This is a genomic window from Pantoea sp. PNT03, from assembly GCF_014852515.1.
Classification (GTDB): Bacteria; Pseudomonadota; Gammaproteobacteria; order Enterobacterales; family Enterobacteriaceae; genus Pantoea; species Pantoea leporis.
Genome location: NZ_JACVBT010000009.1, coordinates 1 through 26,047, shown reverse-complemented (window position 1 = coordinate 26,047; position 26,047 = coordinate 1). Strand labels below are relative to the sequence as shown.

The following is a 26,047-nucleotide window of genomic DNA, read 5'->3' as shown; positions in this document are numbered from 1 at the left end:
AATGAATTTCATTATGTGTTCACTCGTGAGGCTTTGATATTTTTTTGCGTCCGGAGACGCGGATATCAATCCTGCGAGTGCCCACACAGATTGTCTGATAAATTGTTAAAGAGCGTTGCGAACAGCGGCTGAACCGTCTGTCGCGAGGTGGCGTATACTACGCTACTCTCCTTCGGAGTCAAACACTTTTTTCAGCGTTTTCATCCGGCGGAAGTTCTTATCGAATCTTCCTCACCAACACCGCACTTCGTAAACCGTTGTGCCGTGTTGATGGATGCGCATTATAGGGAGTTGTTCTCAGCACGCAACCGCTAAATTCAATAAAAACAACCGTTCGCTGCATTCCACAGCAAAACCCCGCCTTATACGCAGTTACACACAGTGTTATCCACACTCTGCCGCACAAATGAATTTAGGCGAGCATCACGCAAACGTTTTCGCTACAATGCCCGGCGACGTCAAGGATGCCCCTTTTGGGGCGTTACATGAGGCAAGCGTTTCCTTCTATATAGAAGAGAGACACTAAGCTTGATGTAACGCTCTTTATTACGCGAAACAAAGCCAAGGGATAAAACCACCATGCAACAACGTCGTCCTGTACGCCGCGCTCTACTCAGTGTCTCTGACAAAGCCGGTATCCTCGAATTTGCTCAGGCACTCTCCAGTCGTGGTGTTGAGCTGCTCTCCACAGGCGGTACAGCACGTCTGCTGGCAGATGCGGGCTTGCCCGTCACCGAAGTTTCTGACTACACCGGTTTCCCGGAAATGATGGATGGACGCGTCAAAACGCTGCACCCGAAAGTGCATGGCGGCATTTTGGGTCGTCGTGGTCAGGATGATGCGATCATGGCTGAACACGCCATCAACCCAATCGACATGGTGGTCGTCAACCTCTATCCCTTCGCACAAACCGTTGCCAAACCTGATTGCTCATTAGCTGACGCGGTTGAGAACATCGATATCGGTGGCCCAACCATGGTTCGCTCAGCGGCGAAGAACCACAAAGACGTGGCGATCGTGGTGAAGAGCAGCGATTACGAAGCGATCATTGCCGAGCTGGATGCCAACGAAAACTCGCTCACGCTGGAAACGCGTTTCGATCTGGCCATCAAAGCTTTCGAACACACTGCCGCCTACGACAGCATGATCGCCAACTACTTCGGTAGCCTGGTGCCGGCTTATCACAGCGACAGCAAAGAACCGGCTGGCCGCTTCCCGCGCACGCTGAACCTCAACTTCATTAAGAAGCAGGATATGCGTTACGGCGAGAACAGCCATCAAGATGCTGCCTTCTATATAGAAGAGAATGTTGCTGAAGCTTCAGTGGCCACTGCGCGGCAGGTTCAGGGCAAAGCGCTCTCATACAACAATATCGCCGATACCGATGCCGCACTTGAATGCGTGAAAGAGTTCGACGAAGCCGCTTGTGTGATCGTCAAACACGCTAATCCATGCGGCGTGGCAGTTGGTGGTTCGATTCTTGACGCTTACGAGCGTGCCTACAAAACCGATCCGACTTCCGCTTTCGGTGGCATCATCGCCTTTAACCGCGAGCTGGACGAAGCCACCGCGCAGGCGATCATCAGCCGTCAGTTTGTTGAAGTGATCATCGCGCCATCCGCCAGCGAAGCGGCACTGAAAATTACCGCGGCCAAGCAGAACGTGCGCGTTCTGGTGTGTGGTCAGTGGCAAGGTCGCGTTGCGGCGCTGGATTTCAAACGAGTTAACGGCGGCGTACTGGTTCAGGATCGCGATTTGGGCATGGTCAATGCCAGTCAGCTGCGCGTTGTCAGCAAACGTCAGCCAACTGAGCAGGAACTGCGTGATGCGCTGTTCTGCTGGAAAGTGGCGAAGTTCGTTAAATCCAACGCCATCGTCTACGCACGTGACAACATGACCATCGGCATTGGCGCCGGCCAGATGAGCCGCGTTTACTCGGCCAAAATTGCCGGTATCAAAGCCGGTGACGAAGGTCTGGAAGTGAAAGGCTCCGCGATGGCGTCTGATGCCTTCTTCCCGTTCCGCGACGGTATCGACGCCGCTGCGGCTGTCGGTATCAGTTGCGTGATTCAGCCGGGCGGTTCAATCCGTGATGATGAGGTGATTGCCGCCGCTGATGAGCACGGCATCGCGATGATCTTTACCGACATGCGTCATTTCCGCCATTAATTGTTGGGAGCAGTACAGATGAAAATTTTAGTGATTGGTAATGGCGGACGTGAACACGCGCTGGCATGGAAAGCGGCACAATCGCCACTGGCGGAAACAGTATTTGTCGCGCCTGGCAATGCGGGCACCGCGCTCGAGCCGGCTCTGCAAAACGTGGCAATCAGCGCCACCGACGTTCCCGCGCTGCTGGCCTTTGCTCAGCAGGAAAAGATCGATCTGACTATCGTTGGTCCGGAAGCACCGCTGGTGATTGGCGTGGTTGATGCGTTCCGTGCTGCAGGTCTGAAGATCTTTGGCCCAACGCAAGCCGCTGCCCAACTGGAAGGCTCAAAGGCGTTCACCAAAGATTTCCTGGCACGTCAGCAGATTCCAACCGCCGAATACCAGAACTTCACCGAAGTGGAACCTGCGCTGGCGTATCTGCGTGAGAAAGGCGCACCGATCGTGATCAAAGCTGACGGTCTGGCGGCCGGTAAAGGCGTGATCGTGGCGATGGAAGTGGCGGAAGCCGAAGCCGCTGTGCAGGACATGCTGGCTGGCAATGCGTTCGGCGATGCTGGTCACCGCATCGTGATTGAAGAGTTCCTCGATGGCGAAGAGGCCAGCTTTATCGTGATGGTCGACGGCAACAACGTGCTGCCGATGGCCACCAGCCAGGATCACAAACGTGTCGGCGATGGCGATACCGGTCCAAATACCGGCGGCATGGGCGCGTATTCTCCGGCGCCCGTGGTAACCGATGAGATCCACCAGCGCGTGATGGATCAGATCATCTGGCCAACCGTCAACGGTATGAAAGCAGAAGGCAACATTTATACCGGCTTCCTGTACGCTGGGTTGATGATCGATAAAGCCGGTCAGCCTAAAGTGATCGAATTTAACTGCCGCTTCGGCGATCCGGAAACTCAGCCGATCATGCTGCGCCTGCAGTCGGATCTGGTGGCGCTGTGTCTGGCGGCGACCGACGGTAAACTGGATCAGCAAACCTCGCAGTGGGATCCGCGTCCCTCTCTCGGCGTGGTGTTAGCGGCGGGTGGTTATCCGGGCGATTACAACACGGGCGATCAGATTCACGGTCTGCCGCTGGAAGAAGTACCGGATGGCAAGGTGTTCCATGCTGGCACCACCATGAAGGACGATCTGGTGGTCACCAACGGTGGTCGCGTACTGTGCGTGACCGCACTGGGCGACGATGTTGCCGCTGCGCAGAAGAACGCGTATGCGCTGGCGCAGCATATCTCGTGGGATGGCAGCTTCTGCCGCCGCGATATCGGCTACCGCGCGATTAACCGCAAATAAGTACGCAAAGGGGCACAGCAGGTGCCCCTTCTCTTTTCCACCTGTCAGAAATCACTCTCTTTTGGCTGCCAGCTGCATTCGTCATCCGGCGTAGCACGCAGCAGCTGCACACCTTCCGGCGCTTCCAGCCACGACACCATCAATGGCGCAGTCTGGCTCTGCTGCTGGCGACCTAGCGTATACAGCGTGTCGCGATCAAAGGCCACATTCACCAGCTTGTCATCGCACTCACGCACCTGATTGCCACCCAGCCAATGGCCCTGACGCAGTAATACACGGCCTGCAAGCAACGCATTGCTCTGATCCAGCATGCGCTGCGCATCGAAGCGATATAGTTCAACGCTATCAGCGCTGACCGCTTCACGTCGCCCCGCCAGCTGGCGCTGCATGAAATTGAGATTGCCCTGATGATCGAAGCGTAAGGTGACATCATCCGGCTGTGCACCCGCGACGCGCCGTTCGACGCTAATCAGCTTCTGCTGCTGCCAATTGTAGTCAGTGGTTTCCATCGCATCGCCATTAAACGGCGTGAAGACCGTACGCAGGTGAACCACTTGATGGTCGCTATTCTTGCGCCAGATGCGCACGGTGCCGCGGTCGGCCAGATAGCCGCTCGCCGTGAAGGCAGGAAGTTCAGGAGTGGAGCTACAGCCCGTCAGCAGCGCACCAAATAACAGGGCGCAAACGCGCTGAGGAATTGAATTCAGCATGGCAGGTCCCGGCAACAAAAAGGGGCGCTAACGCCCCCTCTTTTAAAGCTAAACCGCAATGCGGAAACTTACTTAACAGCGTCTTTCAGAGCTTTGCCTGAAACGAACGCTGGCACGTTAGCTGCTGCAATTTTGATCTCTTTGCCAGTCTGCGGGTTGCGACCGGTACGCTCAGCGCGGTGGTTCACTTTAAAAGTACCAAAACCAACCAGTTGTACAGCATCACCTTCTTTCAGAGACTCAGTGATCGCAGCCAGGGTAGATTCCAGCGCAGTCTTAGCCTGGGTTTTAGACAGGTCAGCTTTCTCTGCGATCACATCAATCAGTTGAGTCTTGTTCATAAGTTATCCTTAAAGTGTATTTATCGCTTGCTAAGCAACGAGTGCGAGGGAAAAGCCATTCTCAGACCTTGTTCAGCCGGCACGCACCGATAGCCACAATTTTCAGCCCCCCAAATGTAGACCAGACTGGGGGCTGATGTGAAGCCTCCAGGCGCGGTAATTCGGGCCTGAAGTCACGTTTTATTGCCTTATTGCTGAAAAAGTATACCGATGTTACTGATTCCCGCTTCGCGCAGGTCTGCACGCAGGCCTTTAATCAATTCCAGGTCTCGCTCCTCGCACTCTGACAGCAGGCGGAAAATCTCCCACTGCAGGTCCCATTCATCGATGACAGCCTGATTTCCGCGCAGCTCTTCGTCGGTCATTTCGCGACCGGCCTGCGTCATTTCCAGAATCGCCACGGTGGTGATCGATGTACGGCTGACTTCAACGGCGTGCTCAAGCGTTTCGCCGCTGAGCTGTGCATGCAGCAGTTCACTCAAGGCCACGCAGGCATCAATCGCCGGATGAACACCGTAAACCTCAAAATCGTCACCATCCGGGATCGCCGCTTCAAATTTCTCCAGCTGACCGTCGAAATTGATTTTGGCATCTTTGACCGTCAGGCTTTCCCAGATGAGATCGAGGATGCGGCGATAGAGTTGCGGATCGGCGAATGCGGTCTGCTGACAAAAAGCCCAATAGTTGGGGAACATACGCTCGCAAAGGCAGGCCATGAAAGTCATATGCTGCCAGCTTTCAAGCTTCGCCAGACGCAAATGGACGGGATTCTGTAACATCAAACTTACTCTCAATAGGTTAGCTGGCGGCAGTGTACCGCAAAAGCCGGGCACAAACAGCGTTAAGGCGTGTTTTGCCAGCGCAGAAAGGCCGGGCGTCCGGAGGCGACAGCATCCGCCCAACGCGTCGGTTCCGGCAAACGATAGCCCGCAGTACAGGCTTCCACCCATTGCAATGCGCTATCCATGCTGACGCGATGGCCGGTCGAGATAAACAGCGGATTACAGCGCGCTTTACTGCGCCATACCCAGCCAATCTGTTCGCCTTTGTCGAGCAGCGGCTGACGGCTGCCTGGCTCGGCGTCCAGCTCAGCAAAACGTCCACACAAACGCTTCTTCGCCACGCCAATGGTGGGCACATCCACCAGCGAACCGAAATGCGCCGCCACGCCAAGCCGACGGGGATGGGAAATACCGTGGCCATCCACAAACAGCAGATCGGGCAACTGGGAGAGCTGCTGCCAGGCTTCCAGCAGCGCCGGCATTTCGCGGAAGGATAAGAAGCCCGGAATATAGGGCATGGTGGTGGCCACGCGCGCAATGCGGTGTTCCACCAGCTTTAAGGATGGATACTCGAGGATGATCAGAGCCGCGCGCGTGATCTCGCCGCCCTGTTCAAATCCCACGTCGGCACCACCAATAAAGCGTGGCGGCAGCACATCGAAATCATCCTGTCGCACCACATCAGCAGCGCGCTGTAACTGTTCCTGGCGTAGTGCGGCTAAATCCATCATCAGCCCTGATGATACGGACGTGACAGACGATGCACCGCTTCAACAAACGCACCAGCATGCTCAGGCGGCACATCAGGATGGATGCCGTGGCCCAGGTTAAACACGTGACCTTCGCCAGTGCCAAAACCTTCGAGAATCCCGGCGACTTCCTGCTCAATGCGCGCAGGCGGCGCATACAGCATGGAAGGATCCATGTTGCCCTGCAGCGCCACTTTATCACCCACACGACGACGCGCATCGGCGATATCGGTGGTCCAGTCGAGTCCCAGCGCATCGCAGCCGGTCGCCGCTATCGCTTCCAGCCATTGGCCGCCACCTTTAGTGAACAGCGTAATAGGAACGCGGCGACCTTCATTCTCGTGCAGCACGCTATCGACGATTTTATGCATGTAATAGAGCGAGAATTCGCAATAGTCGCGTCCGGTCAGCACGCCGCCCCATGTGTCGAACACCATGATCGACTGCGCGCCAGCTTTGATCTGCGCATTGAGATAAAGAATCACGCTGTCTGCCAGCTTATCCAGCAGCTTGTGCAGGGTTTGCGGCTCGGCGTACATCATCTTTTTAATTTTGGTGAACGCTTTGCTGCTGCCGCCTTCAACCATGTAGGTTGCCAGCGTCCACGGGCTGCCGGAGAAACCGATCAGCGGCACTTCGCCTTTCAGGTTGTGACGAATGGTACGCACCGCGTTCATCACATAACCGAGCTCTTGCTCTGGATCCGGCACCGGCAGCTTGTCGACATCCGCACGGCAGGTGATCGGATTGGAGAAACGCGGGCCTTCGCCGGTCTCAAAGTAGAGCCCAAGTCCCATCGCATCCGGAATGGTGAGGATATCGCTGAAGAGAATTGCCGCATCCAGCGCATAGCGACGCAGCGGTTGCAGCGTGACTTCACACGCCAGCTCAGCATTCTTACACAGCGACATAAAATCACCGGCTTCAGCGCGCGTGGCTTTGTATTCCGGCAAATAACGCCCGGCTTGTCGCATCATCCATACCGGTGTGACATCTACCGGCTGACGTAACAGGGCGCGCAGATAACGATCGTTCTTCAGTTCACTCATAATGGGCTCTCTCATGCTAAGGCCGGCAGTGTAGCATTTTCACGCCGCGCTGGCGCGACACAGGGCAACGGTATCTTCAATCAGGCGACGCGCCACCGTGCCGGGCGGCGGCAACAGCGGCAGATCGTCGTAGCGATACCAGCCGGCATCCAGCAGCTCTTTGCCGTCGTGTTGCAGATCGCCGCCGTCATATTCCGCCATATACGCCATCATCAGAGAGTGCGGGAACGGCCACGGCTGCGAGGTAACGTAACGCACGTTTTTCACCCGCACGTTGCTCTCCTCCATCACTTCCCGCGCCACCGCTTGTTCTAAGGTTTCGCCCACTTCGACAAAGCCCGCCAGCACGGTGTAGATATTGTTACGATGACGCGCATGATTGGCGAGCAGGATCTCATCGCCACGGCGGATAGCCACGATGATGCACGGCGCAATTTGCGGGTAATAACGCTCGCGGCAGTGATTGCACAAGCAGGCAAATTCGCGTTTGCTGATGTGCATCTCATGGCCGCAATAGCCGCACCAGCGATGCGAGCGGTAAAACTCCGCCAGCTGCACGCCACGTCCGGCGATTTGGAACAGGCCGACATCCTCATCAATCAGTTGGCGCACGGAGCCCATGCTGTCCGGACGCGATTCACGTACCAGCCAGACATTCTCGCCCTGCCACTCGCCGATCAAAATCGCGTTGCTGCCGCTGAGGCCAAAATCGCTGGCTAAGCCATGCGGCAATTCGCCCTGCGGCAACCAAAGTTTTTGCTCATGGCTGACAACCCACCATCCAGCGTCTAAGCTTGAGATCTCACGTTGCATCTTAATCGTTGTCCTTAGCGTCAAATCGCACGCTGAAATCCTAATATTAAGTGTGTAATAAACAACTATAACCTACCTGGAGCCCCATATGCTTAACCAGTTAGATAACCTGACAGAGCGTGTAGGCGGCGGAAATGAATTGGTTGATTCATGGCTGCGCGCCCGTCGACAGCTGCTCGTCACTTACTACGAGCTTATTGGCATGAAGCCACAAAAAGATGCGTTATCCACGCTGGATGAACAGGCGCTGGACGCATTTTGTCACAACCTGGTGGATTACCTTTCCACCGGCCATTTCAGCGTGTATGAACACATCATTAGTGAGATGCAGGGTGATAGCCCCTTATTCGTCGCTGCGCAGATTTACCCGGCACTGGAGGCGAATACCGATCGCATCATGCAGCTCTACGATAGCCATCTGCAGCAAGCGATTAACGATGATAATTGCGTGGATTTTCAAACCGCGCTCTCCGAAGTCGGCGAGGTGCTGGAATCGCGCTTCACGCTGGAAGATAAGCTGGTGCAACTCGCCTGGGACAACCAGCTGGCGCTTCCGCCGGTTGCCAACGACAGCGCCATTGCCCGCCCGGCTTAGAACCCCGAAGATGTAAAAAACTTGTTATTCAAGAAAAGCCCTCTTATGCTAAATGGGCTTTTTTATTGTCTTCTTTAACGACAATCAAAAGGCAAATTTTGCGGTTTAAGCGTAGCGTGCGCAGCCAGTTTGCACTCGGACAGCGCGCAGGGACCGGAGCGTACACGTAGTACGTGACGGTCACGAGCACTGCCCAGGTGCAAAATGGCAAGCAAAGTAGCTTAAACCACAAAACACCAACTTGTCGGAGTGCCCTCTAGGGCTGAGACCGTTAATTCGGGATCCGCGGAACCTGATCAGGTTAGTACCTGCGAAGGGAACAAGAGTAGACATTATCAGCACGGTGCATGCTGGCGCCCGGCACCGTACCTGTTACTCCTTCCGAACTCTGGACAAGCAACTTCCAACCGTTACCGGAAACTTGCTATGTCTGCTAAAACTTCTCGTCGTGAACAACGCGCTCAAGCGCAAGAATTTATCGATTCCCTGCAGGGAACCGCTTTCCCCAACTCCAAACGTATCTGGATCACCGGCAGCCGCGCGGATATTCGCGTGCCGATGCGTGAGATACAGCTCAGTCCAACGCACATAGGCGGCAGCAAAGAGAATCCGCACTATGAGCCAAATGAAGCGGTGCCGGTTTACGACACCGCCGGGGCTTATGGCGATCCTCAAGCCACCATTAATGTGCATCAGGGACTCGACAGGCTGCGTGCCAATTGGATCGAAGAACGTGACGACAGCGAAACCATCCACCAGCTGAGTTCCCGTTACACGCAGCAGCGTCTGGCGGATGAAGGCCTGGACCATCTGCGTTTTGAGCAGCTGCCGCAACCGCGCCGTGCCAAAGCGGGTCGCCGGGTTACCCAACTGCACTATGCGCGTCAGGGCATCATCACGCCGGAGATGGAGTTTATCGCGCTGCGTGAAAACATGGGCCGCGAGCGTATTCGCGGTGAAGTGCTGTTACAGCAGCATCCGGGTCACAGCTTTGGTGCCAATCTGCCAGAAAATATCACCGCGGAATTTGTCCGTCAGGAGGTCGCCAATGGGCGCGCCATCATCCCTTCGAACATCAACCATCCCGAATCCGAACCGATGATTATCGGCCGCAACTTCCTGGTGAAAGTGAATGCCAACATTGGCAACTCTGCGGTGAGCTCATCTATTGAAGAGGAAGTGGAGAAGCTGGTGTGGTCAACGCGCTGGGGCGCAGACACTGTGATGGATCTCTCAACCGGCCGCTACATCCATGAAACGCGTGAGTGGATTTTGCGCAACAGTCCGGTGCCGATTGGTACGGTGCCGATTTATCAGGCGCTGGAGAAAGTGAACGGCATTGCAGAAGATCTCAACTGGGAGATTTTCCGCGACACGCTGCTGGAGCAGGCGGAACAAGGCGTTGACTACTTCACCATTCACGCTGGCGTGCTGCTGCGCTATGTGCCGATGACGGCCAAACGCCTGACCGGCATTGTGTCGCGCGGTGGCTCGATTATGGCGAAATGGTGCCTGTCGCATCACACCGAAAATTTCCTCTATCTGCACTTCCGCGAGATTTGTGAAATTTGTGCCGCCTACGATGTGGCGCTGTCACTGGGCGACGGCCTGCGTCCCGGCTCGATTCAGGATGCCAACGATGAGGCGCAATTTGCCGAACTGCATACGCTGGGCGAACTGACCAAAATCGCCTGGGAATACGATGTGCAGGTGATGATTGAAGGTCCGGGCCATGTGCCCATGCAGATGATTCGACGCAATATGACCGAACAGCTTGAGCATTGTCACGAAGCCCCGTTTTACACGCTTGGCCCGCTCACCACCGATATCGCGCCCGGCTATGACCATTTCACTTCCGGCATCGGCGCGGCCATGATTGGCTGGTTCGGCTGCGCCATGCTGTGTTACGTGACGCCGAAAGAGCACCTCGGTTTGCCGAACAAAGAGGATGTGAAGCAAGGGCTGATCACCTACAAGATCGCTGCGCACGCGGCGGATCTGGCAAAAGGTCATCCCGGTGCGCAGATCCGTGACAATGCGATGTCGAAAGCGCGTTTTGAATTCCGCTGGGAAGATCAGTTCAATCTGGCGCTCGATCCGCACACCGCACGCGCCTATCACGATGAAACCCTGCCGCAGGAATCAGGAAAAGTAGCGCACTTCTGCTCGATGTGCGGCCCGAAATTCTGCTCGATGAAAATTACCCAGGAAGTGCGTGAGTTTGCCGCCCGCCAACAGGCTGAAGCCCAGCCGATTGAGATGGGTATGGCGCAAATGTCGGACGCCTTCCGCAATCGTGGCGGCGAGATCTATCACGCTGCCGATACCCTTAAAGAGGAAAATGTATGACCGACGCCTTTCCTGCCACAGCCTCAAAGCTGGGGCTGTATCCGGTTGTTGATAGCGTGGAATGGATCGCACGCTTGCTGGAAGCCGGTGTGCGCACCATACAGCTGCGCATCAAAGATTGTGAAGATCACGAGGTGGAAGATGCGGTGCGCGAGGCGATTGCACTCGGCAAACAGTATCGCGCTCGCCTGTTTATCAATGATTACTGGCGCTTAGCCATTAAATATCACGCTTATGGCGTGCACCTCGGCCAGGAAGATATCGATGTAGCCGATCTGGCGGCCATTCGCGAGGCGGGATTGCGCCTGGGTTTATCGACGCATGACGATGCCGAGTTAGATCGGGCTCTGGCGCTGCGCCCTTCTTACATTGCGCTTGGCCACATCTATCCTACGCAAACCAAAGACATGCCTTCTGCGCCACAAGGCGTGGTGGAATTGAAACGCCACCTGGCGCGTTTGCACAATGTGCCAACCGTGGCGATTGGCGGTATTTCTCTGGCGCGCGTGCCGGAAGTGCTGGCTACCGGCGTGGGCAGCATTGCGGTGGTGAGCGCGATTACCCAAGCCGCCGACTGGCGCGCAGCAACGCAGCAGTTACTGTCACTGGTGGAAAATGGAATCGAACCCGCAGAAGCAGTGTAATGCGCGGTAAGTAAGGATGAAACGCTGGAATCTGCCGCGCAGCAGCGTGATGTAGGGGCTGGCGTCATTTCCTGACAAGACTAAAGTGTGCCTGCCCGCTGTCGCTTGCAGCGGGCCAGGGCTGGTCTCAACCTCTCCCAGCCCTGCCTTTCTTCACGTGATCAGGGAGGAGGTATGCACGGATTCATGACTACAAGCCAGCATGGCACGTTCTACCGCTGCGCCGAGTTGAGCTATCGCCTGCTCTGTGTGCTCATTCATTGGCAAACCATAATTCAGGCGCAAGCAGTTGCGATACTTACCCGAGGCCGAAAACAGCGAGCCGACGGCAACCTGCATGTTCAGCTCACGCAATTCGGTATTGAGCCTGACCGCGTCAAATGCCTCTGGCAATTCAATCCACATCAGGAAACTGCCCTGCGGACGCGACACACAAATCCCACACGGAAAGTAGTGGCGTACCCAGCAGCTAAAGGTTTCATAATTGCGTTGATACACCTGACGCATGCGCCGCAAATGCGGCAGATAATGACCAAGACGAATAAACTCGGCGACCGCATGTTGCGGCTGGGTAGCCGTCGATCCGGTGCTGATATATTTCATATGCAGCACGCGATCGCGATAGCGTCCCGGCGCCACCCAACCGACACGCAGCCCCGGCGCCAGCGTCTTGGAGAAGGAACTGCACAGCAATACCCGTCCATCGTGATCCAACGACTTAAGGGTAACCGGACGCGGATACTCCCACGCCAGCTCGCCGTACACATCGTCTTCAATAATCGCGGCATCGAAACGCTGTGCCAGCGTCACCAGCGCACGTTTGCGAGATTCCGGCATGATAAAGCCCAGCGGATTATTGCAGTTTGGCACCACCACAACCGCTTTAATCGGCCACTGTTCGAACGCAAGTTCCAGCGCTTCCAGGCTGATGCCGGTAACCGAATCGGTAGGAATCTCAATGGCGCGAATGCCGAAGCCGCGCAGAGTTTGCATGGTGCCGTGGAAAGTCGGCGACTCCACCGCAATGATGTCACCAGCCTGACATATCGCACGAATCGAGATCGACAACGCTTCATGGCAGCCGGTGGTGATCACGATATCGTCTGCCGTGAGCTGACAACCGCTGTCGATCGTCAGGCGCGCAACCTGTTCGCGCAGTGCCGCGACACCCAGCAAACTGTCATAGTTGAGCTGATCGATATCCTGCTTCTGCGCCATACGGCTTTGAATTTTCCACAGCGGTTTCAACGTGGGCTGGGTCAGATCGGGCATACCGCTGCCGAGTTGCAACACATCGTTATTAATTCGGCTGCTGAGCAACTCCAGCACCGATTCCCACTGCGTGATTTCCACCGGACGCTGTGCAGGTCGGGTGATGGCCGGCATCGGCGGCGTCGCTTTGCGTGTTGCAACGAAATATCCGGAACGTGGCTGCGGCACAATCAGCTGTTTCTCTTCCAGCAGATGATATGCCTGCTGAACGGTGCTGATACTCACGCCGTGTTCAAGACTCAGCGTGCGCACCGACGGCAAGCGCTCGCCGCTGCGGTACAGCCCTTGCTCTATACGATCCGAAAGCAAACATGCTAAATGTTGGTAGCGCGTCATCGTATGCCTCACTCAGCCATCAATCATAATAAACCAGTACAGATAGACCTCATTATTACCATTCAGATCCACTTCAAGGCAATCTGTATGTTAAAGATAAGTGTTTTTTGCGTCTGTATCATAATGCGAAGGAATCAGACAATGCTTCTCAGGCAACCTACTGAGGGCAAGGATTATGGAATTCGATCAAAACCGCGCGGCTAAACCTTTTGACGTCACTTTACTGGATATCTTCCGCGGCGCAGTGCGTATGGTTAAACACTGGAAAGCACGGCGTGAAACTCACCGCATCCTGTCAAAACTGAGTGATAACCAGCTGCGTGACATCGGACTGACACGCGAAGATGTCTGCCGCAAGTTCTGACAAAATGAAGACGAAAAAAAACCCTGCCGAAGCAGGGTTTTTTATTGGTCAGCTTTAGCAGACGAATTATTCGTCGTCGCTTCCGCCCAGACCGGCGTTCAGCAATTCTGCCAGGCTTGCAGAGGCTTCATCCGCAGTAACCTGCGGTGCAACCGGTGCTTCGCCCGCAGAGCGGCGACGCATACGATCCTGGTGATAAGCATAACCGGTACCGGCTGGGATCAGACGACCCACGATGACGTTCTCTTTCAGGCCGCGCAGTTCATCACGCTTACCTGCAACTGCTGCTTCGGTCAGGACACGCGTGGTCTCCTGGAACGATGCTGCAGAGATGAACGATTCGGTTGCCAGTGACGCTTTGGTGATACCCAGCAGATCGCGCATGAATGTTGCGCCGATTTTGCCATTCGCTTCAAGTTCACGGTTAGAGATCTTGATGCGTGAGTATTCAGCCTGCTCACCTTCCAGGAAGTCGGTGCTTCCCACGCTCGAGATGGTTGCTTTACGCAGCATCTGACGAACGATGACTTCGATGTGTTTATCGTTAATCTTAACGCCTTGCAGACGGTAAACTTCCTGCACTTCGTTAGTGATGTAACGGGTCACAGCATGGACGCCACGCAGACGCAGGATGTCGTGCGGAGACTCTGGGCCGTCAGATACGACGTCACCACGTTCTACGCGCTCACCTTCGAATACGTTAAGCTGACGCCATTTTGGAATCATCTCTTCGTACGGATCGCTACCATCAACCGGCGTAATCACCAGACGACGCTTACCTTTGGTCTCTTTACCGAAGGAGATGATACCGCTGATCTCCGCCAGGATTGCTGGCTCTTTCGGACGACGCGCTTCGAACAAGTCAGCAACGCGCGGCAGACCACCGGTAATATCCTTGGTACCGCCAGACTCCTGCGGAACACGCGACAGCGTGTCACCGGCACTGATCTTAACGCCATCTTCCAGCTGAACAATTGCTTTGCCCGGCAGGAAGTACTGTGCTGGCATGTCGGTACCTGGAATCAAAACATCATTTCCGTTGGCATCAACAATTTTCAGCGCAGGACGCAGATCTTTACCACCCGCAGTACGTTCTGCAGAATCCAGAACCACCAGCGATGACAGACCGGTTAAGTCGTCAGTCTGACGCGTAATGGTCTGACCGTCGATCATGTCAGTGAAGCGAATGAAACCGCCCACTTCGGTGATGACCGGCATGGTATGCGGATCCCAGTTTGCTACGGTTTCGCCCGCGGCAACCTGCTCGCCATCACCTTTAGCCATGACCGCACCGTAAGGTACTTTATAGCTCTCTTTGGTACGACCGAACTCGTCGATCATCTTCAGCTCAACGTTACGTGAAACGATAACCAGTTTCCCTGAGGAGTTGGTTACAGACTTCGCGTTGGTCAGCTTGATAGTACCTTTGTTCTTCACCTGGATGCTGGATTCAGCAGCCGCACGAGATGCCGCACCACCGATGTGGAACGTACGCATCGTCAGCTGTGTACCCGGCTCACCGATGGACTGTGCTGCGATAACACCGATGGCCTCACCTTTGTTGATGATGTGACCACGTGCCAGATCGCGACCGTAGCAGTGTGCACACACACCGAAGTCGGTTTCACAGCCAACAACCGAGCGCACTTTAATCGCATCGACTGAATTCAGTTCGATCACATCACACCAGTGTTCATCGATCAGGGTGTTACGCGGGATCAGGATGTCCGCAGTGCCTGGCTTCAGAACGTCTTCAGCCGTTACACGACCCAGTACACGCTCACGCAGCGGCTCTTTAACGTCGCCACCTTCGATGACTGGAGTCATCATGATGCCTTCGAACGTGCCGCAGTCATCTTCGGTAACAACCAGATCCTGCGCTACGTCGACCAGACGACGCGTCAGATAACCGGAGTTAGCAGTTTTCAGTGCGGTATCCGCCAGACCTTTACGCGCACCGTGCGTGGAGATGAAGTACTGGAGTACGTTCAGACCTTCACGGAAGTTCGCGGTGATCGGCGTTTCGATGATTGAGCCATCTGGCTTAGCCATCAGACCACGCATACCGGCCAGCTGACGAATCTGTGCAGCAGAACCACGCGCACCGGAGTCGGCCATCATGTAGATGCTGTTGAACGATACCTGCTGCTCTTCTTCGCCATCACGGTTGATCACGGTTTCAGTTTGCAGGTTATCCATCATCGCTTTGGAAACGCGTTCGTTAGCGGCGGCCCAAATATCGATAACTTTGTTGTAACGTTCGCCAGCAGTTACCAGACCAGACTGGAACTGTTCCTGAATCTCAGCAACTTCCGCTTCCGCTTCGGCTACGATTTCCGCTTTCTTCGCTGGGATGACCATGTCGTCGATACCTACAGAGGCACCTGAACGGGCTGCGTAAGCAAAACCGGTGTACATGGTTTGGTCAGCAAAGATAACGGTCGGCTTCAGACCAAGAATGCGGTAACAGGTGTTCAGCATCTTGGAAATGGCTTTCTTACCCAGCGCCTGGTTGACGATGGAGTAAGGCAGGCCTTTCGGAACGATCATCCACAGAATCGCACGACCAATGGTGGTGTCGATAATGCTGGTTTTCGCAACGAACTCTTCCTGCTCGTTCTTGGTGTATTCAGTGATACGCACTTTAACGCGTGCATGCAGCTCGGCCAGGCCAGCGCGATAAACACGCTCAGCTTCTTTCGGGCCAGTCAGTACCATGCCTTCGCCTTTGGCGTTCACTTTGTCGCGGGTCATGTAGTACAGACCCAAAACAACGTCTTGTGAAGGAACGATGATTGGCTCGCCGTTCGCTGGTGACAGAATGTTGTTGGTCGACATCATCAGCGCACGCGCTTCCAGCTGGGCTTCCAGCGTCAGCGGTACGTGAACAGCCATCTGGTCACCATCGAAGTCGGCGTTATATGCCGCACAAACCAGCGGGTGCAGCTGGATCGCTTTACCTTCGATCAGAACCGGTTCAAACGCCTGGATACCCAAACGGTGCAGAGTTGGTGCACGGTTCAGCAGTACCGGGTGTTCGCGGATCACTTCGTCCAGGATATCCCAAACGACAGCCTCTTCGCGCTCAACCATTTTCTTAGCGGCTTTGATGGTGGTGGCCAGGCCACGCAGTTCCAACTTGCCGTAGATGAACGGTTTGAACAGCTCAAGAGCCATTTTCTTCGGCAGACCGCACTGATGCAGACGCAGGTATGGACCAACGGTGATAACTGAACGGCCAGAGTAGTCAACACGTTTACCCAACAGGTTCTGACGGAAACGACCCTGCTTACCTTTGATCATGTCTGCCAGAGATTTCAGCGGACGCTTGTTCGAGCCAGTGATGGCGCGACCGCGACGGCCGTTATCCAGCAGTGCATCAACCGCTTCCTGCAACATACGTTTTTCGTTACGTACGATGATATCTGGCGCAGCCAGATCCAGCAGGCGTTTCAGACGGTTATTACGGTTGATCACGCGACGATACAGATCGTTCAGATCCGACGTTGCGAAACGACCACCGTCCAGCGGTACCAGCGGGCGCAGATCTGGCGGCAGAACCGGCAGAACGGTCAGGATCATCCACTCTGGCTTGTTACCAGACTGAACGAACGCTTCCAGCAGCTTGATACGCTTGGTCAGCTTTTTACGTTTGGTCTCGGAGTTGGTCTCGTTCAGCTCTTCACGCAGCTGCTCGCACTCTTGCTCCAGATCCATGTTTTTCAGCAGCGCCTGGATCGCTTCCGCACCCATCTTCGCGTCGAATTCGTCACCGAACTCTTCCAGCGCGTCAAGGTACTGCTCTTCCGTCAGAATCTGACGTTTTTCCAGGTTGGTCATGCCGCCTTCGATAACCACATAAGATTCGAAGTACAGCACGCGCTCGATATCACGCAGTGGCATATCCAGCAGCAAGCCGATACGCGAAGGCAGTGATTTCAGGAACCAAATGTGCGCAGTCGGTGAAGCCAGCTCAATGTGGCCCATGCGCTCACGACGTACTTTGGTCTGTGTAACTTCAACGCCACACTTCTCACAGATCACGCCGCGATGTTTTAAACGCTTGTACTTACCGCACAGGCATTCGTAGTCTTTTACCGGTCCGAAAATACGGGCACAGAAAAGACCGTCACGCTCAGGCTTGAAGGTACGGTAGTTAATGGTTTCCGGCTTTTTAACTTCACCAAAAGACCATGAACGGATCATGTCTGGCGAGGCCAGAGCAATTTTGATCGCATCAAACTCTTCGGTCTTAGTTTGCGCTTTCAGAAACTTAAGTAAGTCTTTCACGGATTAGCTCCCGTCGGAGTGGAACTCTCAGGGACGCGCACCCGAAGTGCACGTCCCGTAACCAGTACTTGCGAGTACTTACTCGTCTTCCAGCTCGATGTTGATACCCAGCGAGCGAATCTCTTTCAACAGTACGTTGAAGGATTCCGGCATGCCCGGTTCCATCTGATGGTTACCGTCGACGATGTTTTTATACATCTTCGTACGGCCGTTAACGTCATCAGATTTAACGGTAAGCATTTCCTGCAGGGTATACGCGGCACCGTATGCTTCCAGTGCCCACACTTCCATCTCACCGAAGCGCTGTCCACCGAACTGCGCTTTACCACCCAGCGGCTGCTGAGTAACCAAGCTGTAAGAACCGGTAGAACGTGCGTGCATCTTGTCGTCAACCAGGTGGTTCAGTTTCAGCATGTACATGTAACCTACGGTTACCTGACGCTCAAACTGCTCACCAGTACGGCCGTCGAACAGGGTGATCTGACCGGAAGAAGGCAATCCGCCGAGCTGCAGCAGCTCTTTGATTTCGCTCTCTTTCGCACCGTCAAACACCGGAGTCGCGATTGGCATACCCTTCTTCAGGTTCTCTGCCAGACGCAGTACTTCGTCATCTGTAAAGGTGTTCAGGTCAACTTTCTGACGCACATCAGTGCCCAGATCGTAAGCACGCTGGATGAACTCACGCAGTTTGGAGACTTCTTCCTGCTTCTTCAGCATCGCATTGATTTTTTCACCAATGCCTTTCGCCGCCATACCGAGGTGAGTTTCCAGAATCTGACCGATGTTCATACGCGATGGTACGCCCAGCGGGTTCAGTACGATGTCGACCGGCGTACCGTTCTCATCGTAAGGCATGTCTTCGATAGGGTTGATCTTCGAGATAACACCCTTGTTTCCGTGACGACCTGCCATCTTGTCACCAGGCTGGATCTGACGTTTAACGGCCAGATACACCTTAACGATTTTCAGCACGCCTGGTGCCAGATCATCGCCTTGGGTGATCTTGCGACGCTTAGCTTCAAGTTTCTTCTCAAACTCGTGCTTCAGTTCGTCGTACTGCTCAGCCAGCTGCTCCAGAGAGTTCTGCTTCTCTTCGTCAGTCAGGCCCAGCTCCAGCCAGCGCTCACGTGGCAGTTTGTCCAGCTTCTCAGCTTCAACACCACCCGAGATCAGTACGGCCTGGATACGGCCAAACAGGCCAGCTTCGAAGATCTGCAGTTCTTCAGACAGGTCTTTCTTAACCTGCTTCAGCTGCATCTCTTCGATTTCCAGCGCGCGCTTGTCTTTTTCCACGCCATCGCGAGTGAAGACCTGCACGTCAATAACAGTACCGGATACGCCGTTCGGAACGCGCAGTGACGAATCTTTTACGTCAGAGGCTTTTTCACCGAAGATCGCACGCAGCAGTTTCTCTTCTGGCGTCAGCTGGGTTTCACCTTTCGGTGTTACCTTACCAACCAGAATGTCGCCACCGGTCACTTCCGCACCGATGTACACAATGCCGGATTCATCCAGTTTAGAAAGCGCAGCTTCACCCACGTTCGGGATATCAGCGGTGATCTCTTCAGGCCCCAGCTTGGTGTCGCGAGACACACATGCCAGTTCCTGGATGTGGATAGTGGTGAAACGGTCTTCCTGAACCACACGCTCGGATACGAGGATGGAGTCTTCGAAGTTGTAACCGTTCCATGGCATGAACGCCACGCGCATATTCTGACCCAGCGCCAGTTCACCGAGGTCGGTAGACGGGCCATCTGCCAGCACGTCACCACGCTCAATCGGCTCACCCAGATTGACACACGGCATCTGGTTGATGCAGGTGTTCTGGTTAGAACGGGTGTACTTGGTCAGGTTGTAGATGTCGATACCCGCTTCGCCCGGATACATCTCTTCTTCGTTAACTTTGATAACGATACGAGAAGCATCAACGTACTGAACGGTACCACCACGTTTCGCGACAGCAGTTACACCGGAGTCAACCGCTACTGCGCGTTCCATACCGGTACCAACCAGCGGCTTATCAGCACGCAGAGTTGGAACCGCCTGACGTTGCATGTTCGCACCCATCAAGGCGCGGTTAGCATCATCGTGCTCCAGGAACGGAATCAGTGAAGCACCGACAGAAACCACCTGTTGGGTGGAAACGTCCATGTAGTCAACCTGATCGCGGCTGAACAGGCTTGACTCACCCTTGCTACGGCAGGTGACGAGATCGTCAACAAAGCTGCCATCTTCTGCGAGGTTGGTGTTTGCCTGAGCGATAACGTAGTTACCCTCTTCAATTGCAGAGAGGTAATGAATTTCATCACTCACTTTACCGTCAACAACGCGGCGATACGGGGTTTCAAGGAAACCGTATTCGTTAGTCTGCGCGTAAACCGAGAGTGAGTTGATCAGACCGATGTTCGGGCCTTCCGGAGTTTCGATAGGACATACACGACCGTAGTGCGTTGGGTGTACGTCACGTACTTCGAAGCCGGCGCGCTCACGGGTCAGACCGCCTGGGCCCAGAGCAGAGATACGACGTTTGTGCGTAATCTCGGACAATGGGTTGTTCTGATCCATAAACTGGGACAGCTGGCTTGAACCGAAGAACTCTTTCACCGCCGCCGAAATCGGCTTAGCGTTGATCATGTCCTGAGGCATCAGCGTATCGAGGTCGCCCAGAGACAGACGCTCTTTAACTGCACGCTCAACACGCACCAGACCCACACGGAACTGGTTTTCTGCCATTTCGCCAACAGAACGAATACGACGGTTACCGAGGTGATCGATATCATCCACTTCACCGATACCGTTACGGATACCGATAAGCTTTTTCATCACTTCGATGATGTCGTCTTTGCTCAGGATACCTGAACCTTCGATCTCATCACGCAGCAGAGAACGGTTGAACTTCATACGGCCAACCGCAGAAAGATCGTAACGATCTTCAGAGAAGAACAGGTTCTCGAACAGGTTTTCAGCAGCTTCACGCGTTGGTGGCTCACCAGGACGCATCATGCGGTAGATCTCAACCAGCGCGCTTAAACGATCGTTGGTTGGGTCAACACGCAGAGTCTCGGAGATGTACGCACCGTGATCCAGGTCGTTGGTGAACAGCGTTTCAATGCGCTTGTGGCCCGACTGGCTCAGTTTCGCCAGCAGATCCAGTGACAATTCCATGTTTGCAGGAACGATCAGCTCGCCGGTGTTCAAATCGACGTAGTCTTTAGCAACCACTTTGCCAGCAATGTATTCAACTGGCACTTCGATGTGCTGAATGTTGTCTTTTTCCAGCTGACGGATGTGGCGCGCAGTGATGCGACGACCTTTCTCAACGTAAACCGTGCCGTTTGCTTCGATATCGAAGGAGGCGGTTTCACCACGCAGGCGCTCAGGCACCAGTTCCATCTGCAGTTTGTTATCGCGGATTTCATAAACGACTTTATCAAAGAACAGATCAAGGATTTGTTCTGAGGTGAAGTTTAACGCGCGCAGAATGATACTGGCCGGCAGCTTACGACGACGGTCAATACGGACGAAGAGGTTGTCTTTCGGGTCAAACTCGAAATCGAGCCATGAACCGCGGTAAGGGATGATACGTGCGTTATACAGCACTTTACCGGAAGAGTGCGTTTTACCCTTATCGCTGTCGAAGAACACGCCAGGACTACGGTGCAGCTGAGAAACGATAACACGCTCAGTACCATTGATAACAAAGGTACCATTGTCCGTCATGAGTGGAATCTCACCCATGTAGACTTCTTGTTCTTTAATGTCTTTTACGGTGCCTTCCGGCGCTTCGCGCTCGTAGATCACCAGACGCAGTTTCACGCGCAGCGGTGCCGAATAGGTCACGCCACGGATCTGACATTCAGTTACGTCAAAGACAGGCTCACCCAAACGGTAGCTGACATACTGCAACTCAGAGTTGCCGCTGTAGCTTGAGATTGGGAATACGGAGCGGAAGGCTGCTTCCAGACCGTACTGGCCTTCTGGATCTTGCTCGATGAACTTCTGGAACGAGTCAAGCTGGATAGAAAGGAGATAAGGTATGTCCAAAACTTGTGGACGTTTACCAAAATCCTTACGAATACGTTTTTTCTCGGTATAGGAGTAAACCATGGGGTTCCTCAGCTAGCTGACATGTCGAACCACGCTGTCCGTCCTGAAAAGGACAGTTCATGCAACACTATTTTTTGTTTTTCATGCGATGCGCAGCACCCCATGCAATACATCTTTCTATCACTCTTAAATCATTTCATCGCCGTTGTTCAGGCAGGGAACCTTCGCAGGAGAGCGATATATTAAGGCGTCGATAGAAAAAGATATTGAAGAGGAATGATGGACAAACAGTGCGAAACGCCATCATTCCCCTGTAGCGCAAAAAGGCTGGTGACCTAAACAGTCACCAGCCATCAGCCTAATGTTACTCAGGCTGCAACCCGAAGGTTGTCTTACTTAACTTCAACTTCAGCGCCAGCTTCTTTCAGAGCAGCTTCAAGAGCGGCTGCGTCATCTTTGCTGATGCCTTCTTTGATAGTACCGGTAGCTTCAACCAGGTCTTTAGCTTCTTTCAAGCCCAGACCAGTTGCAGTACGTACTGCTTTGATTACTGCGACTTTGTTAGCGCCAACAGCTTTCAGAATTACGTCGAATTCAGTTTTCTCTTCAACAGCTTCAGCTGGGCCAGCAGCAACAGCTACAGCGGCAGCAGCAGAAACGCCGAATTTTTCTTCCATAGCAGAAACCAGCTCAACTACTTCCATTACGGACATAGCGGCAACAGCTTCCAGAATTTGGTCTTTAGTGATAGACATATCGATTGTTCCTAAAAATCAGAAAAAGTTTATACGGTAGCAAGCACGAAGGAAAAGAATTTGGCCTTAAGCCGCTTCTTTTGCATCGCGCACAGCAGCCAGAGTACGGACCAGTTTGCCAGCAGCGGCTTCTTTCATGGTCGACATCAGACGTGCCAGTGCTTCTTCGTAAGTCGGCAGAGTTGCCAGACGGTCAATATTAGCCGCCGTGATCAGCTCACCTTCAAAGGCTGCAGCTTTGACCTCAAATTTTGCATTCGCTTTAGCGAAATCTTTGAACAAACGAGCAGCAGCGCCCGGATGTTCCAAAGAGTATGCAATCAGGGTCGGACCAACAAACGTGTCTTTCAGGCACTCGAAAGGAGTACCTTCAACGACGCGGCGCAGCAGGGTGTTACGAACAACACGCATGTAAACGCCAGCTTCACGACCTGCTTTACGCAGTTCGGTCATTTTATCAACGGTCACGCCACGGGAATCCGCAACAACCGCTGAAAGCGCGCCTTTGGCTACTTCGCTAACTTCAGCAACAATCGCTTGTTTGCCTTGAAGATTTAATGCCATTAGCTTTTGCTCCTGGATTGACCGGGAATAATTTCCCGGAACTCACTTCACTTATTCACCCGAAGGCGATAAGCGCTATTACACGGTGAGCAGAATCCAGCGAAGAAATAATTCTTTTTGGTTCTGTCACCGTCTACGCAGGGTATTAAGCAAGATATCCGAAAATATTCTGCTCCTGCGGTCTCGGACGGAGGCCAGGATAAGGCCTGGCTCCAACCTAAGCGACTGAACAACCAAGTGTTTAGACTTTGTCACTCACTCGCTTTGAATCTGGGTTCTGAATTGCGCAAACAACCAGAACAACGGGCGTAAGATTCTAGATGAATTTTTCGCCCGTTACAAGCAGCAATTAGTTTGCTGATGCACTCAGACCAGCCTGGTCAACGGCAACGCCGGCGCCCATGGTGGTAGAGATGCTGACTTTCTTGATGTACACGCCTTTCGCCTGTGATGGTTTAGCTTTTTTCAGCGCAACCAGCAAAGATTCCAGGTTTTCTTTCAATTTGTCAGTGTCAAAATCCACTTTACCGATGGTGGTGTGGATGATGCCGTTTTTGTCGTTACGATAACGAACCTGACCTGCTTTAGCATTTTTAACTGCTTCAGCAACGTTCGGCGTTACAGTACCAACTTTCGGGTTTGGCATCAGACCGCGTGGGCCCAGAACCTGGCCCAACTGGCCAACAACGCGCATTGCATCTGGAGATGCGATTACAACGTCAAAGTTCATTTCGCCTTTTTTGATCTGCTCAGCCAGGTCTTCCATACCAACCAGTTCTGCGCCAGCTGCTTTAGCAGCTTCAGCGTTTGCACCTTGGGTGAAGACGGCAACACGTACTGAACGACCAGTACCGTGTGGCAGAACGGTCGCACCGCGCACGTTCTGATCAGATTTACGTGCATCGATGCCGAGGTTAACGGCAACGTCAACGCTTTCTACGAACTTGGCAGTAGCCAGTTCTTTCAGCAGAGCAACAGCTTCGTTAATGTCGTACTGCTTAGTAGCATCAACTTTGTCACGGATTACGCTCATGCGCTTGGTCAGCTTAGCCATTTCTTAATCCTCTACTACCAGGCCCATGGAACGAGCAGTACCTTCGATAGAGCGAGTCATCGCTTCTACGTCAGAACCAGTCATGTCCGCAGCTTTAGTTTCTGCGATTTCACGTACCTGAGCACGGGAAACTTTACCGACTTTGTCTTTGTTCGGCTTACCAGAACCAGACTTGATGCCCGCTGCTTTTTTCAGCAGTACGGCAGCCGGAGGCGTTTTGGTAACGAAGGTGAAAGAACGGTCACTGTATACGGTGATAACAACAGGAGTAGGCAGGCCTTTCTCCAGGGATTCAGTCTTAGCGTTGAACGCTTTGCAGAATTCCATAATGTTAACACCCTGCTGACCCAGTGCTGGACCAACAGGTGGACTTGGGTTAGCCATACCAGCTGCAACTTGCAACTTAACGTAGGCTTGTACTTTCTTGGCCATGATAATTCCTCAATTGGGTTATAACGCCTGAAAAACAGGCTCCCCGTGATAACGATTTATATGCCGTTGCGGGCACATAAAAACAAAAGGCGCGAAATTATAGGTAAATTTCGCGCCTTCCGCAAGAGCTAAAAAGTGAACAGAAGGGTTAACCTTTCTCCACCTGAGCGAAGTCGAGTTCCACTGGCGTTGCACGGCCAAAGATGGAAACGGACACTTTCAGGCGGCTCTTCTCGTAGTCCACTTCTTCGACCACTCCGTTGAAGTCGGCAAACGGGCCGTCGCTGACGCGTACCATCTCGCCTGGCTCGAACAGCGTTTTTGGACGCGGCTTATCACCCACCTGCTGCAGGCGGTTCATAATCGCATCAACTTCTTTATCACTGATTGGCGCAGGACGGTCGGAAGTACCACCGATAAAGCCCATTACACGCGGTACACTGCGTACTAAGTGCCAGCTGGCGTCATTCATTACCATCTGAACCAATACGTAGCCAGGGAAGAATTTACGTTCGCTTTTGCGGCGCTGGCCGCCACGGATTTCGACGACTTCTTCAGTCGGCACCATGACTTCGCCAAAAAGCTCTTCCATGTTGTGCAGTTTGATATGCTCGTGCAGCGATTTCGCTACGCGGGCTTCAAAACCGGAGAACGCCTGAACGACGTACCAGCGTTTTTTTGGAGCTTCAGACATCTCAGAACCTCAGGCCAGTGATAAACGATACCAGACGGACCAGAATACCATCCAGCCCCCACAAAATCAGTGACATCACGGCAGTTACCGCGGCAACGATTAACGTGGTGTGCAGTGTTTCCTGGCGAGTCGGCCAAATGACCTTACGCATTTCGGTTTTAGCTTCACGGGCAAATGCCACAGTCGCTTTGCCTTTGATTGTCAGCAAAGCAATGCCGCCCGCTGCAGCGATCAGCACAACCACAGCCAGCGCGCGCAGAGGCAATGTTACATCGCGATAGATATAGTTGCCGACGATTGCTACCAGGAGCAATGCGATCACAACTACCCATTTCATCGCTTCAAGGCCGCGCCCGCTTCCTTGAGCTTCGGTATTCGCACTCATAAACCAACCTGCCACAATAATTCAGAAACTATACTGCCCCGCAGTGCGAGGCATCCAAACCGAATGAGCTTTTGAGCGTAACTCGGTATCCAACGCCGTGAAACAGAGCCTGTCTCAGCAATGATTATGATGCAAAATCACTGATGAGCCAGGTTCTATACAACAGCGTGCAAAAAGGGCATCAAATGATGCCCTTTCCTTGTGCATTGCGTCAAATCTTATCGCAGTTAAGCGATAATTTCAGCAACAACACCCGCACCAACAGTACGGCCGCCTTCACGGATTGCAAAACGCAGACCCTGATCCATAGCGATTGGCTTGATCAAAGTAACGGTCATTTTTACGTTGTCGCCT

21 protein-coding genes, 1 pseudogene and 1 riboswitch are annotated in these 26,047 nt (G+C 53.7%); of the genes and pseudogenes, 6 read left to right on the top strand and 16 right to left on the bottom strand.

The features are described from left to right. Positions 1-579 precede the first annotated feature (579 nt). Entirely contained in the window at positions 580-2,169 is a 1,590-nt protein-coding gene (purH, locus tag IB226_RS22730; RefSeq protein WP_192237058.1) for a bifunctional phosphoribosylaminoimidazolecarboxamide formyltransferase/IMP cyclohydrolase, read from the top strand. 18 nt (positions 2,170-2,187) lie between these two features. Further along, positions 2,188-3,468 carry a phosphoribosylamine--glycine ligase gene (purD, locus tag IB226_RS22725; RefSeq protein ID WP_192237057.1) on the top strand — a complete coding sequence of 427 codons (1,281 nt, stop codon included), beginning with the start codon at positions 2,188-2,190 and terminating at the stop codon, positions 3,466-3,468. 44 nt (positions 3,469-3,512) lie between these two features. Here the strand turns inward: purD and IB226_RS22720 are convergent, their stop codons facing one another. From IB226_RS22720 to nudC, 6 genes are all read right to left on the bottom strand, one after another. Continuing rightward, on the bottom strand, positions 3,513-4,178 hold the full coding sequence (locus IB226_RS22720; protein WP_192237056.1) for a DUF1481 domain-containing protein: 666 nt from the start codon (positions 4,176-4,178) through the stop codon (positions 3,513-3,515). A 68-nt stretch (positions 4,179-4,246) separates the two neighbouring features. Continuing rightward, positions 4,247-4,519: a nucleoid-associated protein HU-alpha gene (gene hupA, locus IB226_RS22715; protein ID WP_007886275.1), complete on the bottom strand. Its 273-nt coding sequence runs from the start codon at positions 4,517-4,519 to the stop codon at positions 4,247-4,249. Between the two features lie 188 nt (positions 4,520-4,707). Continuing rightward, complete coding sequence (locus tag IB226_RS22710) at positions 4,708-5,298, bottom strand: YjaG family protein (RefSeq protein ID WP_110868442.1); 591 nt, start codon at positions 5,296-5,298, stop codon at positions 4,708-4,710. A 62-nt stretch (positions 5,299-5,360) separates the two neighbouring features. Next, positions 5,361-6,029 carry a deoxyribonuclease V gene (gene nfi, locus IB226_RS22705; RefSeq protein ID WP_217550759.1) on the bottom strand — a complete coding sequence of 223 codons (669 nt, stop codon included), beginning with the start codon at positions 6,027-6,029 and terminating at the stop codon, positions 5,361-5,363. A gap of 2 nt (positions 6,030-6,031) precedes the next feature. Then, positions 6,032-7,099, bottom strand: a complete 1,068-nt coding sequence (hemE, locus tag IB226_RS22700; RefSeq protein ID WP_192237055.1) for a uroporphyrinogen decarboxylase — start codon at positions 7,097-7,099, stop codon at positions 6,032-6,034. Between the two features lie 39 nt (positions 7,100-7,138). Then, positions 7,139-7,912, bottom strand: a complete 774-nt coding sequence (nudC, locus tag IB226_RS22695) for an NAD(+) diphosphatase (RefSeq protein WP_110868440.1) — start codon at positions 7,910-7,912, stop codon at positions 7,139-7,141. Positions 7,913-8,000: 88 nt separating this feature from the next. Between nudC and rsd the strand changes: the two genes are divergently transcribed. The 3 genes from rsd (at position 8,001) to thiE (ending at position 11,500) form a co-directional block, all read left to right on the top strand. Next, positions 8,001-8,507 (top strand): sigma D regulator, encoded by a 507-nt coding sequence (gene rsd / locus IB226_RS22690; protein WP_101763024.1) that lies wholly within the window; start codon positions 8,001-8,003, stop codon positions 8,505-8,507. 235 nt (positions 8,508-8,742) lie between these two features. Beyond that, a riboswitch (TPP riboswitch) is annotated at positions 8,743-8,843 on the top strand. A 90-nt stretch (positions 8,844-8,933) separates the two neighbouring features. Next, entirely contained in the window at positions 8,934-10,856 is a 1,923-nt protein-coding gene (gene thiC, locus IB226_RS22685; protein WP_192237054.1) for a phosphomethylpyrimidine synthase ThiC, read from the top strand. Then, positions 10,853-11,500, top strand: a complete 648-nt coding sequence (gene thiE, locus IB226_RS22680) for a thiamine phosphate synthase (RefSeq protein ID WP_192237053.1) — start codon at positions 10,853-10,855, stop codon at positions 11,498-11,500. The genes thiC and thiE overlap by 4 nt, the downstream gene beginning before the upstream one ends. Before the next feature lie 153 nt (positions 11,501-11,653). Here the strand turns inward: thiE and IB226_RS22675 are convergent, their stop codons facing one another. Further along, complete coding sequence (locus IB226_RS22675) at positions 11,654-13,108, bottom strand: PLP-dependent aminotransferase family protein (protein ID WP_110868436.1); 1,455 nt, start codon at positions 13,106-13,108, stop codon at positions 11,654-11,656. A gap of 175 nt (positions 13,109-13,283) precedes the next feature. Here IB226_RS22675 and IB226_RS22670 point away from each other — a divergent pair, with 175 nt between their 5' ends. After that, positions 13,284-13,472, top strand: a complete 189-nt coding sequence (locus tag IB226_RS22670; protein ID WP_008108404.1) for a DUF1127 domain-containing protein — start codon at positions 13,284-13,286, stop codon at positions 13,470-13,472. Positions 13,473-13,538: 66 nt separating this feature from the next. Here IB226_RS22670 and rpoC read toward each other — a convergent pair whose 3' ends face one another. From rpoC to tuf, 9 genes and pseudogenes are all read right to left on the bottom strand, one after another. Then, positions 13,539-17,762: a DNA-directed RNA polymerase subunit beta' gene (gene rpoC, locus IB226_RS22665; RefSeq protein WP_101763019.1), complete on the bottom strand. Its 4,224-nt coding sequence runs from the start codon at positions 17,760-17,762 to the stop codon at positions 13,539-13,541. A gap of 78 nt (positions 17,763-17,840) precedes the next feature. Beyond that, positions 17,841-21,869: a DNA-directed RNA polymerase subunit beta gene (gene rpoB / locus IB226_RS22660; protein ID WP_008108400.1), complete on the bottom strand. Its 4,029-nt coding sequence runs from the start codon at positions 21,867-21,869 to the stop codon at positions 17,841-17,843. Between the two features lie 332 nt (positions 21,870-22,201). Beyond that, on the bottom strand, positions 22,202-22,564 hold the full coding sequence (gene rplL, locus IB226_RS22655) for a 50S ribosomal protein L7/L12 (RefSeq protein WP_101763017.1): 363 nt from the start codon (positions 22,562-22,564) through the stop codon (positions 22,202-22,204). Between the two features lie 66 nt (positions 22,565-22,630). After that, positions 22,631-23,128 carry a 50S ribosomal protein L10 gene (rplJ, locus tag IB226_RS22650; protein ID WP_007886294.1) on the bottom strand — a complete coding sequence of 166 codons (498 nt, stop codon included), beginning with the start codon at positions 23,126-23,128 and terminating at the stop codon, positions 22,631-22,633. A 349-nt stretch (positions 23,129-23,477) separates the two neighbouring features. Continuing rightward, entirely contained in the window at positions 23,478-24,182 is a 705-nt protein-coding gene (gene rplA, locus IB226_RS22645; protein WP_007886296.1) for a 50S ribosomal protein L1, read from the bottom strand. Between the two features lie 3 nt (positions 24,183-24,185). Next, entirely contained in the window at positions 24,186-24,614 is a 429-nt protein-coding gene (gene rplK / locus IB226_RS22640) for a 50S ribosomal protein L11 (RefSeq protein WP_007886298.1), read from the bottom strand. A 148-nt stretch (positions 24,615-24,762) separates the two neighbouring features. Then, entirely contained in the window at positions 24,763-25,308 is a 546-nt protein-coding gene (gene nusG, locus IB226_RS22635) for a transcription termination/antitermination protein NusG (RefSeq protein ID WP_007886300.1), read from the bottom strand. Between the two features lies 1 nt (position 25,309). Further along, positions 25,310-25,693: a preprotein translocase subunit SecE gene (gene secE / locus IB226_RS22630; RefSeq protein ID WP_064741592.1), complete on the bottom strand. Its 384-nt coding sequence runs from the start codon at positions 25,691-25,693 to the stop codon at positions 25,310-25,312. A gap of 227 nt (positions 25,694-25,920) precedes the next feature. Beyond that, positions 25,921-26,047 (bottom strand): annotated as a pseudogene (tuf, locus tag IB226_RS22625) (elongation factor Tu); the annotation flags it as partial.

Coding starts and splice junctions, on each gene's coding strand:
- purD (WP_192237057.1), top strand. CDS start 2,188: ATGAAAATTTTAGTGATTGGTAATGGCGGACGTGAACACGCGCTGGCA.
- rpoB (WP_008108400.1), bottom strand. CDS start 21,869: ATGGTTTACTCCTATACCGAGAAAAAACGTATTCGTAAGGATTTTGGT.
- rplK (WP_007886298.1), bottom strand. CDS start 24,614: ATGGCCAAGAAAGTACAAGCCTACGTTAAGTTGCAAGTTGCAGCTGGT.
- IB226_RS22720 (WP_192237056.1), bottom strand. CDS start 4,178: ATGCTGAATTCAATTCCTCAGCGCGTTTGCGCCCTGTTATTTGGTGCG.
- rplA (WP_007886296.1), bottom strand. CDS start 24,182: ATGGCTAAGCTGACCAAGCGCATGAGCGTAATCCGTGACAAAGTTGAT.
- nudC (WP_110868440.1), bottom strand. CDS start 7,912: ATGCAACGTGAGATCTCAAGCTTAGACGCTGGATGGTGGGTTGTCAGC.
- IB226_RS22710 (WP_110868442.1), bottom strand. CDS start 5,298: ATGTTACAGAATCCCGTCCATTTGCGTCTGGCGAAGCTTGAAAGCTGG.
- IB226_RS22670 (WP_008108404.1), top strand. CDS start 13,284: ATGGAATTCGATCAAAACCGCGCGGCTAAACCTTTTGACGTCACTTTA.
- hemE (WP_192237055.1), bottom strand. CDS start 7,099: ATGAGTGAACTGAAGAACGATCGTTATCTGCGCGCCCTGTTACGTCAG.
- hupA (WP_007886275.1), bottom strand. CDS start 4,519: ATGAACAAGACTCAACTGATTGATGTGATCGCAGAGAAAGCTGACCTG.
- rsd (WP_101763024.1), top strand. CDS start 8,001: ATGCTTAACCAGTTAGATAACCTGACAGAGCGTGTAGGCGGCGGAAAT.
- nfi (WP_217550759.1), bottom strand. CDS start 6,029: ATGGATTTAGCCGCACTACGCCAGGAACAGTTACAGCGCGCTGCTGAT.
- IB226_RS22675 (WP_110868436.1), bottom strand. CDS start 13,108: ATGACGCGCTACCAACATTTAGCATGTTTGCTTTCGGATCGTATAGAG.
- thiC (WP_192237054.1), top strand. CDS start 8,934: ATGTCTGCTAAAACTTCTCGTCGTGAACAACGCGCTCAAGCGCAAGAA.
- rplL (WP_101763017.1), bottom strand. CDS start 22,564: ATGTCTATCACTAAAGACCAAATTCTGGAAGCTGTTGCCGCTATGTCC.
- purH (WP_192237058.1), top strand. CDS start 580: ATGCAACAACGTCGTCCTGTACGCCGCGCTCTACTCAGTGTCTCTGAC.
- rplJ (WP_007886294.1), bottom strand. CDS start 23,128: ATGGCATTAAATCTTCAAGGCAAACAAGCGATTGTTGCTGAAGTTAGC.
- nusG (WP_007886300.1), bottom strand. CDS start 25,308: ATGTCTGAAGCTCCAAAAAAACGCTGGTACGTCGTTCAGGCGTTCTCC.
- secE (WP_064741592.1), bottom strand. CDS start 25,693: ATGAGTGCGAATACCGAAGCTCAAGGAAGCGGGCGCGGCCTTGAAGCG.
- thiE (WP_192237053.1), top strand. CDS start 10,853: ATGACCGACGCCTTTCCTGCCACAGCCTCAAAGCTGGGGCTGTATCCG.